The sequence below is a fragment of the Asinibacterium sp. OR53 genome (assembly GCF_000515315.1).
Lineage (GTDB): Bacteria > Bacteroidota > Bacteroidia > Chitinophagales > Chitinophagaceae > Sediminibacterium.
The window spans coordinates 1,694,208-1,709,226 of record NZ_KI911562.1 but is presented as its reverse complement, the minus strand read 5'-3'; the positions used below and the strand labels follow the sequence as shown (position 1 = coordinate 1,709,226).

The window sequence follows — 15,019 nt, the reverse complement described above, 5'->3', positions numbered from 1 at the left end:
TTGTTTGTTTATTTTTTGTGTTTAAGGCGTTTCGATATACCTAGTTTGAGCTGGAAAGCATCGGTGCGGATGCTGCCCGTTACTCCCGGGTACTCGATATAGGAATAACTTTTCCTTACGCCTGTCAATCCTACGATATAGGATCCCTGGATCAGCCAGTTGATTTTTTTCGACGGAAGCAGGATTTCAGCAGTGGCATTGGCATGGTACCAGTTGGGTTCGAACAGGTCGGTATACTGGTTACCGAATACGGAACCATAGATACCCTGAACGAATTCGCCGGTTTTGGTGTATTGTTCGTATTCACCAACATTGTTGGCCATCCCTACGCCAACGCCCAGGTTGCATTTCCACTGCTGTGCAGATGGGATCTCATAATTGAGGCTTAGCCAGCTATCAATACTGTGGATGATATACTGGCTTTGTTTTACGTTCTTGAAAGTAAACATCGGATCAAAGCCGTAACGGGTATCATCTTTAAAAGTGGTCAGTTGTCCGCCATAACCGGTGTAACCGGCCGTTGCCCGTATAAACCAGCGCTTCCCGATAAAATAATCCACCAGGAAATGGGCGTTGTAGGCAATGGCAAAACCGGAATGGGGTTGTTCATCTGTAAACCAGTTGAAAGACGATCCATTTACAACTCCCAATCGCCACCTCGTTTGAGAAGAGTCCATTCTTCTGCCCTGCTGCGCCAGTGCTGCCTGCATGGTGCTTGCCAGTAATATCAGAAGAAAAAGGAGTCGTTGAAAATGTTTCATGTAAATGAATTTGGATGAAGAATCGGTTAACTGCTGGCAGGTATGGCTGCAGGGGCCTCTTGGCAGACAGTTGTTTCTTTTTTGAATAAGCATATGCGGTTGGGTTTTAGCAATACAGTGCCTTCTCCTTTTGGGAGTTGTTTAAAATCATCGTTCAATATTTACTTAGCTTTTCTTTTTCTTACGCTCGCTCGAAAAAAAAATCGTTCACATCGAGTGTGTTGATCAATGCGATCACTTCGGAGCGGTTTCTGACGTTGAGCTTTTTGTAAATGCTTTTGTTGTGTTTCTTTACCGTATCGAGGGAGATATCCAGTTCATCTGCTATTTCCTTATCCAGCTTACCCCTTATGAGTATCTGAATGATCTCCTGCTCCCTGTGGGTTAGTTTGTTCAGGTGCACCATGCATGATGTTTTTTACATTCATAATGAAACTTTTAGAGGGGGAGAAGGATACCGGATAATGACTATGTAAAAATGGGAAACAAACTAAAACCAACCAATAGCACTTAAGGGTACCATTTGTAACGATTGTTCATTCCACCAACGGGCTATTTGCAGATTCTGTTTTTTTATAACGAACATAACCAACAGCCTCTGCTCTGTTACGTACATTTATTTTTCTGAAAATATTGGCATTATGTTTTTTTACTGTTTCAAGAGAAATTCCCAGAAAGGAAGCGATCTCCTTATTTAATGCACCTTCCGAAAGCAATGCCAATACCTCTGATTCTTTAGGGGTTAATGAACACCCGTTCAGCATAACACCATTTTTACATATTATTTCAGTTTGTTGCGTAAACGATTCCATTAATGCAGGGTTTGTGGTTATAAAATATTAACATTAAGGCTCTATACTCTCCCCTACTTACTGGATTGTCCTGATTTTGGCGAGTTCAGTTCTATAAAGCGAAGCCTTATACAATGCGTTTTGATAATGGCACAAACCTACTTGCTGCATAACATCCATTCAACGGGCACTTTTGCCCTTTTTTTACCCCGGGGTTTTTCCCGGGATAAAACAGTGAATAACCGGGCTTGTATTGTTACGCGATTTTTCCAATCATTGCATTACATATTTTTAACCACCTAAAACCTTTAAAGATGAAACTTAAAAAACTACTTTTCAGTTTGCCTTTTCTATTATGCATAAACGCCCTATCGGCACAACCACCAAGTACTTGTAATTGTAATTGTTCTGGTCTGCAAATGCCCAGAATGATAATAAACGATAATGTCCGCTCATCTGGACGGGAAGCGAATTTCAGAAACATCAAAAGAAAATTCCTGATGAGTAATTTTCCCCAGGAATTTCCACTCAACTATGGTGACTTGAAGGAGATCTTCAAAAAGGCAGTCGATAATAATGCGTCTGGGCTCCGGATCTATTTCGCCCAAGAAGCCAATAAATCGTGTGAACTGAGTTTGGTTTTCGTTCCAACAATGCTTGACCTCTCTGGCCAGGGTTTATATTCAGATCAGCCGGGGGCTTATCAAAAAATTGAATACGGGTTGAATGAAGCAAGACTTAATCCGTTGAAGGACACAGGAGATATTTTGGCAAACTTTCGGGACGAATTCAAAAAAAAGTCAGAATCCGATGTTGCAATGACAGCAAATGGTCGCCAGGAAACCATTTCTCTGTTTTATTCAAAGGATAATATAAAGCAACTTTATGACACTCTTGAAACGGGCTGTTTGAAAGGGATCGTACATGGAGTGGGTGTGAGGTTTGTTGCCTATGAACCAGATGAGAAGATTACCGGACCTGATGGCTTAAAGCCTGTTGGCAATCAACTTCTGATACATTTCATATTCTATGACTGCAAAAACAAGCCCATAGATTTCGTTAAATGCTATAATACCAAGAGGATTATCGGTGATACAGATACCGGCCTGCCTTGCCCGGACTTTTGTAATGGGGGGGCGGGATCAAGAAAAAAATAAAACAAATTCATGAAGAAAATCTGGCTATTTTGTTGGGACAATGCCTTTTCGAAACCCCTTTGCCGATGCATACCTGCTGATACTGCTGTTAAGCAGTATCAGCATGCTGGCGATCAGTTACACAACCCCATCGCCCCGCTACTTAAAAAGCTTCGCGTGGTTAAACACCTTAACATTTATTTCGGAGTTGTGGGCATACCTGGCCGGCTTTTACCTTGGCAACAACTGGAAAATACTGAATGTCTTTGTGTTGATAGAAACCGTATGGCACCTTTATTTTTTTTATGCCATTATTACAATAACGCGCATCCGCAAATGGATTCCGGTATTCATAGTTGGGTACGCACTTTTTTGGTTTGCATCGAATATTCTTATTACGGATTTTTTCAAAAAAGGGAATTTTGTCTGGAACAGTTACAACATCATCGCAGCCAGTTTGCTGACAGTGATCCTGTCGGTGGCGTATTTGTACCAGTTAATTGAGGATGAAAATGCACACCAACTGCAACGGCGGCCTGTGTTTTGGATCGTATCAGCGTTATTGGTTTTTTATACCTGCCAGATCCCGTATTTCGGCGCCTTTAATTTTATCATCAGGAATAAACTTTCAGCAAGGGAACTGGGGTTCGGTAGCCTGAGGATACTGATGAGTGTACTCAACGATCTAATGTATGCAACATTTACCTATGCTTATTTATGCCAGATCCGCTTAATGAAATACCGTTAGTCATCATCACCGTAATGGCGATGTTCATACTGCTGATTGCTGTCGGCGCATTTCTGATAGTCAGGTACCAGAAGAAAAAATTCCAGTACCAACAAAGTATTTTTGAAATCCAGAAAGAACACGAGGCTGCCATTTTGCAGTCGCAACTGGAAATACAGGAGCAGACCTTTGAAGCCATCAGTCAGGAAATTCATGATAATGTGGGTCAGATATTAAGTCTGGCCAAGGTGCAGCTTAATATTGCGGAGTCCAGTCTAAGTGACCCCAAGGGTGTCCTTGCTATGGCGAAGGAAAGTATCGGGCGGGCCATGACGGATTTACGCGATATCGCCAAAAGTCTGAGTAGTGACCGGGTTAGCCAGATGGACCTGGTCCAGGCGATCAGGCAGGAAACGGAGCGTATTAACAAAACAAGATTTTTGGTTTGTACATTAGAAGTAACAGGCGAAACGCCGGTATTGGGAGCCGCCAGGCGGCTGGTCGTCTTCCGGACAGTGCAGGAAATACTGAATAATATATTAAAGCATTCGGGGGCAAGCCAGGCAATCATTGCGATTCTTTTTGATCAACAGCAACTTCAGATTCAGATCACCGATAATGGTAAAGGTTTTGATGCCGTTAACAATACCCGGAATGGCCTTGGCCTGCAAAACATTACTAAAAGGACAGTCATGATCGGAGGTGAAGCGATCATTGGTTCCGCCATAGGCAAGGGTACCACTATACAACTTAACATTCCTTATGAGTAACATTATTACGATAGCGATTGTAGACGATCACAGCCTTTTCAGGAATGGTCTGTCCATGCTCATCGGGCTGATGCCCAATTACCAGGTGGTCATGCAGGCTGAAAATGGAAAGGACTTCATTGAACAAGTAGGGGCAGGCAAGGCGCCGGACCTGGTGCTACTGGATATTGCAATGCCCGAAATGGATGGCTATGCAACAGCACAGTGGATCGTTGAAAATTACCCGGAGACAAGGATTCTGGCCTTGAGTACCATGGACTCTGATACTGCAATTATCAAGATGATCAAAGCCGGTGCCAAAGGCTATATTCTTAAAGACGCCGATACTGATGAACTTAAACTAGCTTTCTCAGAGCTGATCGCCAAGGGCTTCTTTTACAATGATCTGGTGTCTAAGAAAATCGTAAGCTCCATACATCTGTTTGCCGACAGGGACAGTCATGCCAGCCAGTTGTTTAAACTAACACCCAGGGAAACAGAATTCCTGCAGCTGGCCTGCAGTGAAAAAAGCTATGCAGCCATTGCATCTGAAATGTTTGTAAGTGAGCGAACTGTGGATGGCTATAGAGAAGCTTTATTCAAAAAGTTAAACGTAACTACTCGGGTCGGCCTGGTCATGTATGCAATAAAAAACGGTATGGTGCTATTGTGAAGCAAGAAGAGATGTTTCCGTGATCCATTCACCTTAATCTCCCCATGGCAATGGCAGCAGCAGGCAAGTGCCGGGGAATCCGGTTGTATTCATTCATCAAAATGGCGTCTTTCATTTTGTATTCAAGCGCTATCACTACAATTGCCACTTCTTCCGCTGAAGCCCCACTGTCAAGGACAAATTTTTTGGCCGGATGTATTTTGTTCTCGTATGGCAATAGGTATTCGGTAACTGCTTCTTTTACCATTGACCGCGTGGTTCCAAATGCGGTGGCGAATAGCATGAACTTGATATTCACAGCCCAGGTAGCGGATGGAGCACTGATGTCTTTCGCCGGATTGACGCTGCCTATTTCGATTTCCACTTTACCATTTCCCCTGTCTGTTACTTCAACGGGTACTCTGAACCTGTCCCTTAGATCAACGGCTTTATTGATCTGGCAGTGACCACTTTCTACTACCGACAAAGGCCAGTATTGTGCTCCATGATTACGCGCATAACAATTCCTCATCCATCCCCGGAGTGCATTCCACCCATACAATTTTGGGGAGAACAACAGCCGCTCTGCCAAAAAAGAGATCAGCGAAGAACCACAAGCCGATACCATTCCGAAAAGGTCATTCGCCGGGGTTTGTTTTCTTTTCCGGGTGGATTTTGATTGTTTCCGGGGCCTGGCCCTGGCATATTGTTTCCCATCAACACTATAAAATACAACGTTGCCAATCATCCCTGCTACGCCATTATTGGTTACCCTTGCCATCTGATTGATTTTGAGTTGATCCGGTATTGATTATGCTTAAATATACATTAAAACGATCATTAAATACAATAAACCACATTAAAAGTGGACTGGTGTGGGAATACTGTGGGCTTGATGTGGGTTTGACCCGAAGCAAATGCGCTCCAATTACCTGTTATTCACGATACAATGCCGAAAAAAAAGCCGGAATGCACTATACATTCCGGCCTTCAACTATTTATGTGGGTTCAGGTTATACCGCAAAACTCTCTCCACACGCGCAACTGCGGCTGGCATTCGGGTTGTTGAAGAAGAAGCCTTTTCCGTTCAGTCCGTCGGAAAAATCTAGTTCTGTATTCACGAGGTATAAAAAGCTTTTGAGATCGGTAACGATCTTCACGCCATTGTCTTCAAAAACCTGGTCGCCGGGTTTAACCTCGTTGTCGAAATCCAGCTTGTAGCTCAACCCGGAGCACCCACCTCCTACCACACCTACACGCAGGAAATAATCAGCATTTCCTTCCACACCTGCTTCCTGCATCAGCTGCAGCACTTTCTGCTTCGCTTTCTCTGTTACGTATATGCCATTATCTGTTGCTACCATAAAATCAAAATTTAAAATCGAGCCATTGCGTATTGAGCAATTGCGCAATTACTATCAATGGATCTTTTCTTCAAACACCAATTCTTCCAATCCATTTTTCTTGCGGTAATCGTTCACTGCCGCTTTGATGGCGTCTTCTGCCAGTACAGAACAGTGGATCTTTACCGGTGGCAGGTTCAGTTCTTCTACGAGGTCCATGTTATCTATCTGCACAGCCTGGTCAACTGATTTGCCTTTCAGCCATTCGGTGGCCAGTGAAGAAGATGCGATAGCAGAGCCGCAACCAAATGTTTTGAATTTGGCGTCGGTGATCATACCGGCTTCATCCACTTCAATCTGTAAACGCATCACGTCTCCGCACTCGGGAGCTCCAACGAGTCCGGTACCTACGTTCTTTTTAGCTTTGTCTAAAGTGCCTACGTTCTTAGGATTGCTGTAGTGATCGATTACTTTTTCTGAATATGCCATGTTATTATTATTAAAAAATCAAAATTTACAATTCAAAACCGAGCCATTGATTAATGATGTGCCCATTCTATTTTATCCATATCCACTCCTTCTTTGAACATTTCCCAGAGCGGACTCATCTCGCGCAATTTGAGCACCGTCTCACTCACCGCCTTGATGGTATAATCAATTTGCTCTTCAGTAGTGAAGCGCCCCAATCCGAAACGCAGAGAACTGTGTGCAAGGTCATCGCCCAACCCTAATGCTTTCAGCACATAGCTGGGTTCCAGTGAAGCCGAAGTACAGGCCGAACCGGATGAAAGCGCGATGCTTTTATTGAAGCCCATCATCAGCCCTTCTCCTTCCACATATTTGAAAGAGATATTCGCCACATGGGGTAAGCGGTGCTCGCGGCTTCCGTTCACATAAGCTTCTTCCAGCGCCATCAATGCTTTTTCCAGTTTATCGCGAAGCGCTGCCAGTCGTACCGATTCCTCGGCCATTTCCAGGCGGGCCAGTTCGCATGCTTTACCAAAACCAACGATGCCGGGAACATTGAGTGTACCACTGCGCATGCCACGCTCGTGTCCGCCGCCGTCCATCTGTGCGGTTACTTTCACACGCGGGTTTTTACGGCGTACATACAAAGCGCCTACACCTTTGGGACCATACATTTTATGTGCAGAGAAAGCCATGATGTCAATGCCGTCTTTATTCACATCAACCGGAATTTTTCCAACGGCTTGTGTTCCGTCGCTGAAAAACAAAACACCATGCCTGCGGGCTATAGCGCTGATCTCTTTTACCGGTTGTATCACACCAATCTCATTATTGGCATACATGATAGCAATGAGGATGGTAGTAGGTTTGATGGCTGCTTCGAGTTCTTTCAGATCTATCAAACCTTCTGCATTCACATTCAGGTAAGTCACTTCGCCTCCTGAACGTTCAATATGTTTACAGGTATCCAGTACCGCTTTGTGTTCGGTAGTACAAGTGATCACATGGTTACCCTTGCTCGCATACATTTCAAACACCCCTTTGATACCCAGGTTATCTCCTTCCGTAGCGCCTGATGTAAAAATGATTTCTTTGGGGTCGGCGCCGATTAGTTTGGCTACCTGTTCGCGGGCATAATCAACAGCCTCTTCCGCTTCCCATCCGAAAGGGTGGTTGCGGCTGGCGGCATTGCCGAAATGATCGGTAAAAAAAGGCATCATGGCTTCCAGCACGCGCGGGTCCATGGGAGTGGTGGCATTGTTATCCAGGTAAATCGGTAGCTTTAACATGGGTGCAAAAATAGTGGAATAGGTTCTATAAATTTGGCGGGGATCAGCGTGGTATACGGTTTTTCCCCATATCGTAAAGGTACTACATTTAAAGGAACCCTATGCTTAAAATAGAACATATTGGCCTGGCAGTGAAGCAGTTCGGCACAGCAATTCCCCTTTTCGAGCAGTTGCTCAATACCCCCTGTTATAAGGTGGAAAATGTTGCATCGGAACAGGTGAACACCGCTTTTTTTCAAAAAGGCGAAACCAAGATTGAATTGTTGGAAAGCACCAGTCCGGATGGCATTATTGCCCGTTTCATAGAAAAAAAAGGAGAGGGCATGCACCATATCGCTTTTGAAGTGGCTGATATTGAGGCTGAAATGAAACGGTTGTCTGATGCAGGCTTTACCCTGCTGAATCCCGTTCCAAAAAAAGGTGCGGACAATAAATTAGTTTGTTTTGTGCATCCAAAAGATACGAATGGAGTGTTAATTGAACTCTGCCAGGAAACGTCTTCCTGAGCGAGCGAAGCGAGTCGAAGGAGCTGCTGAAAGCTTCGTGAGATTCCTCGGCTGCGCTCGGGATGACGTGCGCATTAGGAAAGTCCCAACTTTTCCAATGCTACTTGCGCGGCAGCCTGACTTGCATCTTTTTTATTATATCCTTTTCCCTGTGCCAGTATTTCACCATCGAGCACTACGTTCATGGTGAACAGGCGCCGGTTGCCTTCCATTTTTTCATCGGCGAGGTCGAAAGAAAGGGTTCGGCTGTTTTTACTGGCCCAGCCGATGAGTTTGTTTTTGAGGTTGATGTCTACCTGTTCCAGGTCGTCTACAAACATGTGGGCGATGACAATGTGCTTGAGTACCCAGTGGTGGGTCCGGTCATACCCTTTGTCGAGGTAAACCGCGCCTACCAATGCTTCCAGCGTATTGCCAAATATCTGGCTGCCTTTGAGCGAGCTGTCGAACTTATTGTAAAAAGTGAGTTTGCGCAATCCCATTTTGAGGGCGATATCGTTCAGTTGCTGGCGGTTCACCATTTTGCTGCGCATCTCGGTGAGAAAGCCTTCGCCTTTGTAAGGATAACGCTTGAAGAGGTAATCGGCCACTATCGCGCTCAATACGGCATCGCCGAGGTATTCAAGCCTTTCGTTGTTTTCATCGGGCGTTTCTTTTACCGAACGATGGCTCAGCGCTGTTCTATACAGCAACAGATTGCCCGGCTTCATCCCCAAAACATTTCTCAGTTGTTTTTCAAAAGAAGCATCGCCCGATTTGCCAAATAATGCTTTGAAAAATTGCACAACCTTAAGCTACGAATTTTTTCACAATCACGCAGGCATTATGTCCGCCAAATCCGAAAGTATTGCTCAATGCCACATTCACTACGCGCTTTTGCGCTTTGTTGAATGTAAAATTCAGCCTCGGATCCAGGTCCGGATCATCGGTAAAGTGGTTGATGGTAGGAGGTATCATATCGTGTACCACGCTTTGTATGCAGGCAATGGCTTCGATAACGCCCGCAGCGCCCAGGCAGTGCCCGGTCATGGATTTGGTAGAACTGATATTGAGTTCATAAGCATGGTCTCCGAAAACTTCCCGGATGGCTTTCACTTCTGCGCCATCACCCAGTGGTGTAGAGGTTCCATGTGTATTGATGTAGTCGATCTCATGGGCTTGCATGCCTGCATCTTTCAAGGCAGCAATCATCACATTCCTTGCGCCCAGTCCTTCCGGATGTGGGGCTGTGAGGTGGTAAGCATCGGCAGTAGCGCCGCCACCTGCTATTTCGCAATAGATATGCGCGCCGCGTTTTACCGCATGCTCATATTCTTCCAGTACCAGTACGCCGGCAGCTTCTCCCATTACAAAACCGTCACGGTCTTTGTCGTAAGGACGGCTGGCTGTGGCGGGATCGTCGTTGCGTTCGCTCATGGCTTTCATAGCATTGAAACCGCCTACACCGGCTTCGCTGATCACTGCTTCCGATCCACCGGCGAGTACGATATCAGCCTTGCCCAGGCGTATGTTATCCACCGCCGAAATAATGCCATTGGTGCTTGATGCACAGGCACTTACCACAGCGAAATTGGGACCACGGAATCCATGGCGCATGGAAATCTGGCCTGCGGCAATATCCAATATCATTTTAGGAATGAAGAAAGGGTTGAAACGGGGTGTTCCATCGCCTTTTGCAAAGCCTATCACTTCCTCCTGGAAAGTGGTGAGACCGCCAATGCCACTGGCAAAAATCACACCCACCCTGTCGGGGTCTACATTCTCTTTACTGATACCGGCATCTGCAACAGCCATATCACTGGCCACCAATGCCAATTGGGCAAAGCGGTCCAGCTTGCGCGCTTCTTTCCTGTCCATGAACTGGGTAGGATCAAAGCCCTTGATCTCACAGGCAAAACGGGTTTTGAACTTAGATGCATCAAACAAAGTAATGTTAGCTGCGCCGGATACTCCATTGATCAATCCGTTCCAATAATCGTTGAGATTATTGCCTACCGGCGTTAATGTACCGATTCCCGTAACAACTACTCGTTTTAATTGCATGGACAAACCTATTTATTAAGTGAGAATCCGCCTTTCCTGGCCTTAGAGCGCCGCAGAAAGGCGGATTTTAATTATTCCAAAATAGTGTAGATCTTACTTAGCGTGTTCTTCGAGGTAAGCAACAGCCTGACCAACAGTGGTAATGGTTTCAGCCTGCTCATCGGGGATGGAGATGTTAAATTCCTTCTCGAATTCCATAATCAACTCAACGGTATCCAAAGAATCTGCACCGAGGTCGTTAGTGAAAGACGCCTCATTGGTAACCTCCGCCTCGTCTACCCCTAATTTATCAACGATGATTTTCTTAACTCTTGTTGCGATGTCTGACATTGTAAAAAGTTTTTGTTACAGCCGCAAAAATATACTTTTTGTCAAATAAGCAATGTTTTAACGCATTTTTGTTTTCACACCCCCTGGGTTTTGGGGTATGTTTTTCGCAAAATGATCACTATCTTGTAAAGCTAACTATTGCTATGCCGTTAAAACTCATAGACCATAACAGCACGGAATACCACCAGATGGTCGACCTGCGTTACCACCTGTTGCGCAAGCCGTTGGGACTGGATTTTACCAAAGAAGAGCTGGAAAGGGAGAAAAACGACATCCTCATCGGCTGTTTCGAGGAAGATAAGCTGGAAGCCTGTTGTATTTTAACGCAAACGGCCCCCAAAACCGTCCGTTTACGCCAGATGGCCGTCAGCTCCGTTCTACAAGGCAAGGGCATTGGCCGGGTTTTGATGAGTTTTGCCGAAAACATAGCCCGCGACAGGGGGTACCATCGCCTCACCATGCACGCCCGTAAAACAGCCGTTGGTTTCTACGAAAAACTGGGCTATAAGATCCATGGGGAAGAATTCCAGGAAGTCACTATCCCCCATTTTGAGATGCATAAGGCACTGTAAAAATTTCCTACCCTAACTTACTCTTGAGTAATCCCCGCAGCTCATGCCTCATCTCATCTCCCATATTGTCTTTGGGGATCAGGAAAAAAGAGCGGGCATCGAAATAGAGGTGAAAGAAATGGGGACTTTCGAAAAATTTGCTGAATTGGGTCCACTTCCAGAGCACATAGCCGTGCTCGCTTTCCAGCCTGATATCTGTGTCCCGGAAATCGATGATGAACGATTCTTTGAAAGTGGCGGAGCGCTTATAAATGGTATTGGGTAAAAAATACCAGAACGAAGCCATCAACACCAGCCAGATCAATGAACCCAGCAAAAAGGGCTCGGGCCTGATCTTTTTGGTATAGAAAAGAATGCCGGATACAATCGCAAATACATTGACCAGTACAATCAATATCCTCAAATCCTGTTTCTGTGCAAAATGGTAGCGTAAAGCCTGTATGACCTTTCTTTTATCGTAAGAGAAACTGTATTGCATGCCTTGGATTGAGGCGCAAAAATAGCGAAATTAACTTCCGTTCTATTTCGTAAAATTTTTCTTCAGTTGATTGATCCGTATACTACTCAGCCGCTTATCGCCGGCAGCAATCACTATACGATAACGGAAAGTGGCGGACTGCCCCTTCCTTAAACGGAAATTGAGGTTTTCTTTCCCTTCTGAAAATACTTTTTGTCCCAATGGATTGGCCGCAAACAACCCATAATTACGTGCATGCCAGTAAGTAGGATAGCCGGGATTTCCCGGATGATCCATGATCACAATGCTGATGGTATCATTACCTTTCTTGCCGTACAACATGCACCACTCGCCCCTTGTGGCCCAGGCGGCATCGCCTTCTTTTCCTGCCGATGTAAGATAGTTACCTGTTACTGTCGCATCTTTTGTAGCAGCCACTTTGGTAATATTCCCCTGCGCGTCTTTGTATTCTTTGGTTTGTGTGATGGGCAGTTCCAGTTCATGCGCCACCCGCAAACCCAGCAACCCGTCCTTGCTGTCGGGGAAAGCCACGTCCTGCACGGCTGTCAGTTCCGTGATGCGGTCAATGATACGCTCATTATTCTCCTGGCTGAACAGATAGGTGGTTTTCTCATTCAGCAATACATCCTGCTGCTGGTTTACCCAGCGGGCGGTATACACCAGCTTTCCCTGCTTACCACTTTCCGTACTCACCACTTCATTCGTTTTGATCCATCCATAATGCACTTTCTTTTCGGCAGCAATAGCAAATGAATTGTTCCAAAAATCAAGTCCGTTCACCCGCTCATAGTTAAACCACAATCCCAGGTGATGCGGGTGATCTGTAGGATCATGTGGTTCCGGCTTCCAGGGAAATCCACGGGTGATTGTTTGTCCGTTCCCTGCATAAATAGGATACAATACCGGTTTCTCAATGGTATCTGTATACACGAAACTGGTAAAGGGTTTTCCGTCGGCCGTGATCACCACTTTGCGTTGCGCTGCATCGGGTTGTACCGTTATCATGGCCTGGCGTGACTGTGCAGTGGACTGCAGCAGGCTCCATGAAAGAACACCTGCCAGCAAACATTTGTATGAATGGGTCTTGAACATAACTAAGTAGTATTGAATATAAGGTTAAGCCTGGATGGGTTTGTTTTGTTTACCAATCAAGAAATGCATCACCAGCCATGCCAGCACATAAGCCGATCCGCATACGGCAAACATGATATAGTATGCCACTTCAATTTTGCCAATGGCGCGGTAATGCACGAACATATTTTTTTGTACCAGCCATGATAAGGCAATGCCTCCCAATGCGCCGAACATGCCGCCGATTCCGGTAACGGAACCCGTTGCTCTCTTAGGGAACATATCACTTACCGTTGTGAAGATGTTGGCACTCCATGCCTGGTGTGCTGCAGCCGCCAAACCGATCACCAGTACGGCATACCACATATTGATGCCTCCCAGCAACTGGGCCGATATGATGGGTATTACACACAATGCAAAAAAGAACATCGATGTTTTGCGGGCGCGGTACACCGGCCAGTTTTTTCTGATGAGCCAGAGGGGTATCCAACCGCCGCCCACACTGCCGATAGTAGATATGGTATATACTACAGCTACCGGCAATGCAATGGCTGTGTTGCTCAAATGATACTGGCTTTGCAGGAAATCGGGCAGCCAGAATAAATAGAACCACCAGATGGGATCGGTGAGCAGTTTACCCAAAGCGAATGCCCAGGTTTGCCGGTAACCCAGCAGCTTTCCCCAGGAAAGCTTGGGGCTTGTTTCTTCTTCTGTTACAGGTTGTTCATCTGCGTCGCTGTGGATATAGTCGTACTCTGCCTGTAATAATTTTTTATGTTTCTTAGGCACTTCATATAAAATGAACCAGAAGATCAGCCATATAAATCCGAGTACGCCTGTAAGAATGAAAGCCCATTTCCAACCCCACTGCGCGGCAATAAAAGGAACGGTCAACGGCGCCACGATGGCTCCGAAATTAGTGCCCGAATTAAAGATGCCGGTGGCCAACGCCCTTTCTTTTTTGGGGAACCATTCCGCCACACCTTTGATAGCAGCAGGGAAATTACCCGCTTCCGTAAGGCCCAGGGCCGAACGAACCACTGCAAAGCTGAACACGTTGGTGGCAAAAGCATGGCATACAGCGGCAACGCTCCATAAGCCGGTGGCCAGCGCATAACCGATTTTAGTGCCCAGTTTATCTACCAGCCGGCCCGCTCCCAGCAAGCCGAACGCGTAAAACAATTTGAAAGCTATTTCAATATTGGCATAATCTCCATCATCCCAATGCAGTTCGGTAGAGAGGGTCGACTTCAACAGACTGATCACCTGCCTGTCGAGGTAGTTGATGGTGGTTGCAGCGAAGATGAGTGTACAGATCGTCCATCTGTATTTTCCTATGGGGTTGGTTGATGACATGATCAGGCTTTAATGGATTGAATAGTGTGTAATACCTGTTTGGTGGCTGCAACGATCTGTGCATAATCTTTCGCTTCCAGCAATGCTTTGGTGATGAGTTTGCTGCCCATGCCTACTGCACATACGCCTGCTTTAAACCATCCGGCAATATTTTCTTTGTCGAGCTCCACGCCACCTGTTGGCATGAATAACAGATCGGGAAATAATTCTTTGATAGCAGATAAGAACCCGGGACCTAAAATATTTCCGGGGAATAATTTGATCATACGCGCACCCAGTGTTTCCGCGCTGATGATCTCTGTAGGTGTCATACAACCGGGCACCCAAAGCATTTCGTGCTGATCGGCTACTTCGGCTACCGAAGGAACAAGACCCGGACAAATCAGGTAGTCGGCACCCGCATCGATGAATTTGCGTGCCATCTCTCCGTTCTTAATAGTGCCTATGCCTAAATACATACCTGGTAATTCCGCATCATAGAGCTGGCGCATAGCGATGAAATTTTTCAGCGCTGCTTCACCGCGATTGGTATATTCTACTGTCCGGATACCGGCTTCGTATAAAGCTTTTAAAACCTGGAGACTGACTTCAACATCTTTGTTGAAAAATAATGGTAACACACCCTGTTCAGGGATCAATTGCAAAAGGCGATCCTTTTTCTTCATATGGCTTTTATTGGGACGACAAGTTTATTGGAAATACAGGGATTTGCAGTCATTTTTCTCCGCAAACGTTTGCGAAATTTTT

The 15,019-nt window shown here is 45.6% G+C and carries 20 protein-coding genes; 6 read left to right on the top strand and 14 right to left on the bottom strand.

Annotated elements, in window-relative coordinates:
* Positions 1-8: 8 nt before the first annotated feature.
* The 3 genes from SEDOR53_RS0107720 to SEDOR53_RS0107710 form a co-directional block, all read right to left on the bottom strand.
* Complete coding sequence (locus tag SEDOR53_RS0107720) at positions 9-761, bottom strand: outer membrane beta-barrel protein (RefSeq protein WP_198018844.1); 753 nt, start codon at positions 759-761, stop codon at positions 9-11.
* Between the two features lie 181 nt (positions 762-942).
* Positions 943-1,167 carry a helix-turn-helix transcriptional regulator gene (locus SEDOR53_RS0107715; RefSeq protein ID WP_026769207.1) on the bottom strand — a complete coding sequence of 75 codons (225 nt, stop codon included), beginning with the start codon at positions 1,165-1,167 and terminating at the stop codon, positions 943-945.
* 130 nt (positions 1,168-1,297) lie between these two features.
* Positions 1,298-1,573: a response regulator transcription factor gene (locus SEDOR53_RS0107710; RefSeq protein ID WP_026769206.1), complete on the bottom strand. Its 276-nt coding sequence runs from the start codon at positions 1,571-1,573 to the stop codon at positions 1,298-1,300.
* A 293-nt stretch (positions 1,574-1,866) separates the two neighbouring features.
* Between SEDOR53_RS0107710 and SEDOR53_RS0107700 the strand changes: the two genes are divergently transcribed.
* From SEDOR53_RS0107700 to SEDOR53_RS0107685, 4 genes are read left to right on the top strand one after another with little or no spacing between them, the layout of a single operon-like run.
* A complete protein-coding gene (locus SEDOR53_RS0107700) occupies positions 1,867-2,709 on the top strand; it encodes a hypothetical protein (protein ID WP_157576731.1) in 843 nt (280 codons plus the stop codon).
* A 40-nt stretch (positions 2,710-2,749) separates the two neighbouring features.
* On the top strand, positions 2,750-3,436 hold the full coding sequence (locus SEDOR53_RS0107695; RefSeq protein ID WP_026769203.1) for a hypothetical protein: 687 nt from the start codon (positions 2,750-2,752) through the stop codon (positions 3,434-3,436).
* Positions 3,406-4,185 (top strand): sensor histidine kinase, encoded by a 780-nt coding sequence (locus SEDOR53_RS0107690; RefSeq protein WP_026769202.1) that lies wholly within the window; start codon positions 3,406-3,408, stop codon positions 4,183-4,185. The genes SEDOR53_RS0107695 and SEDOR53_RS0107690 overlap by 31 nt, the downstream gene beginning before the upstream one ends.
* Positions 4,178-4,837 (top strand): response regulator transcription factor, encoded by a 660-nt coding sequence (locus SEDOR53_RS0107685; RefSeq protein WP_026769201.1) that lies wholly within the window; start codon positions 4,178-4,180, stop codon positions 4,835-4,837. The genes SEDOR53_RS0107690 and SEDOR53_RS0107685 overlap by 8 nt, the downstream gene beginning before the upstream one ends.
* Before the next feature lie 28 nt (positions 4,838-4,865).
* Here SEDOR53_RS0107685 and SEDOR53_RS0107680 read toward each other — a convergent pair whose 3' ends face one another.
* From SEDOR53_RS0107680 to SEDOR53_RS0107665, 4 genes are all read right to left on the bottom strand, one after another.
* Positions 4,866-5,597 (bottom strand): hypothetical protein, encoded by a 732-nt coding sequence (locus tag SEDOR53_RS0107680; protein ID WP_026769200.1) that lies wholly within the window; start codon positions 5,595-5,597, stop codon positions 4,866-4,868.
* Positions 5,598-5,829: 232 nt separating this feature from the next.
* Positions 5,830-6,180, bottom strand: a complete 351-nt coding sequence (locus SEDOR53_RS0107675; RefSeq protein WP_026769199.1) for an iron-sulfur cluster assembly accessory protein — start codon at positions 6,178-6,180, stop codon at positions 5,830-5,832.
* A 54-nt stretch (positions 6,181-6,234) separates the two neighbouring features.
* Positions 6,235-6,648 (bottom strand): Fe-S cluster assembly scaffold IscU, encoded by a 414-nt coding sequence (gene iscU / locus SEDOR53_RS0107670; RefSeq protein ID WP_026769198.1) that lies wholly within the window; start codon positions 6,646-6,648, stop codon positions 6,235-6,237.
* 50 nt (positions 6,649-6,698) lie between these two features.
* Positions 6,699-7,916 (bottom strand): IscS subfamily cysteine desulfurase, encoded by a 1,218-nt coding sequence (locus SEDOR53_RS0107665; protein WP_026769197.1) that lies wholly within the window; start codon positions 7,914-7,916, stop codon positions 6,699-6,701.
* A gap of 101 nt (positions 7,917-8,017) precedes the next feature.
* On the opposite strand from SEDOR53_RS0107665, the gene mce reads away from it, so the two are divergent.
* Complete coding sequence (gene mce / locus SEDOR53_RS0107660; protein WP_026769196.1) at positions 8,018-8,422, top strand: methylmalonyl-CoA epimerase; 405 nt, start codon at positions 8,018-8,020, stop codon at positions 8,420-8,422.
* A gap of 74 nt (positions 8,423-8,496) precedes the next feature.
* On the opposite strand, the gene rnc is transcribed toward mce, so the two are convergent.
* From rnc to SEDOR53_RS0107645, 3 genes are all read right to left on the bottom strand, one after another.
* Positions 8,497-9,207, bottom strand: a complete 711-nt coding sequence (gene rnc / locus SEDOR53_RS0107655; protein ID WP_026769195.1) for a ribonuclease III — start codon at positions 9,205-9,207, stop codon at positions 8,497-8,499.
* 4 nt (positions 9,208-9,211) lie between these two features.
* On the bottom strand, positions 9,212-10,465 hold the full coding sequence (gene fabF / locus SEDOR53_RS0107650; RefSeq protein ID WP_026769194.1) for a beta-ketoacyl-ACP synthase II: 1,254 nt from the start codon (positions 10,463-10,465) through the stop codon (positions 9,212-9,214).
* Positions 10,466-10,558: 93 nt separating this feature from the next.
* Positions 10,559-10,795 (bottom strand): acyl carrier protein, encoded by a 237-nt coding sequence (locus SEDOR53_RS0107645; protein WP_026751146.1) that lies wholly within the window; start codon positions 10,793-10,795, stop codon positions 10,559-10,561.
* Between the two features lie 143 nt (positions 10,796-10,938).
* Here SEDOR53_RS0107645 and SEDOR53_RS0107640 point away from each other — a divergent pair, with 143 nt between their 5' ends.
* Positions 10,939-11,367 carry a GNAT family N-acetyltransferase gene (locus SEDOR53_RS0107640; protein WP_026769193.1) on the top strand — a complete coding sequence of 143 codons (429 nt, stop codon included), beginning with the start codon at positions 10,939-10,941 and terminating at the stop codon, positions 11,365-11,367.
* Between the two features lie 7 nt (positions 11,368-11,374).
* On the opposite strand, the gene SEDOR53_RS0107635 is transcribed toward SEDOR53_RS0107640, so the two are convergent.
* From SEDOR53_RS0107635 to SEDOR53_RS0107620, 4 genes are read right to left on the bottom strand one after another with little or no spacing between them, the layout of a single operon-like run.
* Entirely contained in the window at positions 11,375-11,845 is a 471-nt protein-coding gene (locus SEDOR53_RS0107635; RefSeq protein ID WP_026769192.1) for a YcxB family protein, read from the bottom strand.
* A 42-nt stretch (positions 11,846-11,887) separates the two neighbouring features.
* On the bottom strand, positions 11,888-12,937 hold the full coding sequence (locus SEDOR53_RS0107630) for a PmoA family protein (protein WP_051416546.1): 1,050 nt from the start codon (positions 12,935-12,937) through the stop codon (positions 11,888-11,890).
* A gap of 24 nt (positions 12,938-12,961) precedes the next feature.
* On the bottom strand, positions 12,962-14,272 hold the full coding sequence (locus SEDOR53_RS0107625; RefSeq protein WP_026769190.1) for an MFS transporter: 1,311 nt from the start codon (positions 14,270-14,272) through the stop codon (positions 12,962-12,964).
* Positions 14,273-14,274: 2 nt separating this feature from the next.
* Positions 14,275-14,937 (bottom strand): bifunctional 4-hydroxy-2-oxoglutarate aldolase/2-dehydro-3-deoxy-phosphogluconate aldolase, encoded by a 663-nt coding sequence (locus SEDOR53_RS0107620; RefSeq protein ID WP_026769189.1) that lies wholly within the window; start codon positions 14,935-14,937, stop codon positions 14,275-14,277.
* Positions 14,938-15,019 lie beyond the last annotated feature (82 nt).

Coding starts and splice junctions, on each gene's coding strand:
- SEDOR53_RS0107635 (WP_026769192.1), bottom strand. CDS start 11,845: ATGCAATACAGTTTCTCTTACGATAAAAGAAAGGTCATACAGGCTTTA.
- SEDOR53_RS0107715 (WP_026769207.1), bottom strand. CDS start 1,167: ATGGTGCACCTGAACAAACTAACCCACAGGGAGCAGGAGATCATTCAG.
- SEDOR53_RS0107620 (WP_026769189.1), bottom strand. CDS start 14,937: ATGAAGAAAAAGGATCGCCTTTTGCAATTGATCCCTGAACAGGGTGTG.
- SEDOR53_RS0107665 (WP_026769197.1), bottom strand. CDS start 7,916: ATGTTAAAGCTACCGATTTACCTGGATAACAATGCCACCACTCCCATG.
- SEDOR53_RS0107640 (WP_026769193.1), top strand. CDS start 10,939: ATGCCGTTAAAACTCATAGACCATAACAGCACGGAATACCACCAGATG.
- SEDOR53_RS0107690 (WP_026769202.1), top strand. CDS start 3,406: ATGCCAGATCCGCTTAATGAAATACCGTTAGTCATCATCACCGTAATG.
- SEDOR53_RS0107685 (WP_026769201.1), top strand. CDS start 4,178: ATGAGTAACATTATTACGATAGCGATTGTAGACGATCACAGCCTTTTC.
- SEDOR53_RS0107720 (WP_198018844.1), bottom strand. CDS start 761: ATGAAACATTTTCAACGACTCCTTTTTCTTCTGATATTACTGGCAAGC.
- SEDOR53_RS0107645 (WP_026751146.1), bottom strand. CDS start 10,795: ATGTCAGACATCGCAACAAGAGTTAAGAAAATCATCGTTGATAAATTA.
- mce (WP_026769196.1), top strand. CDS start 8,018: ATGCTTAAAATAGAACATATTGGCCTGGCAGTGAAGCAGTTCGGCACA.
- SEDOR53_RS0107695 (WP_026769203.1), top strand. CDS start 2,750: ATGCCTTTTCGAAACCCCTTTGCCGATGCATACCTGCTGATACTGCTG.
- SEDOR53_RS0107700 (WP_157576731.1), top strand. CDS start 1,867: ATGAAACTTAAAAAACTACTTTTCAGTTTGCCTTTTCTATTATGCATA.
- SEDOR53_RS0107625 (WP_026769190.1), bottom strand. CDS start 14,272: ATGTCATCAACCAACCCCATAGGAAAATACAGATGGACGATCTGTACA.
- SEDOR53_RS0107675 (WP_026769199.1), bottom strand. CDS start 6,180: ATGGTAGCAACAGATAATGGCATATACGTAACAGAGAAAGCGAAGCAG.
- iscU (WP_026769198.1), bottom strand. CDS start 6,648: ATGGCATATTCAGAAAAAGTAATCGATCACTACAGCAATCCTAAGAAC.
- SEDOR53_RS0107680 (WP_026769200.1), bottom strand. CDS start 5,597: ATGGCAAGGGTAACCAATAATGGCGTAGCAGGGATGATTGGCAACGTT.
- fabF (WP_026769194.1), bottom strand. CDS start 10,465: ATGCAATTAAAACGAGTAGTTGTTACGGGAATCGGTACATTAACGCCG.
- SEDOR53_RS0107710 (WP_026769206.1), bottom strand. CDS start 1,573: ATGGAATCGTTTACGCAACAAACTGAAATAATATGTAAAAATGGTGTT.
- SEDOR53_RS0107630 (WP_051416546.1), bottom strand. CDS start 12,937: ATGTTCAAGACCCATTCATACAAATGTTTGCTGGCAGGTGTTCTTTCA.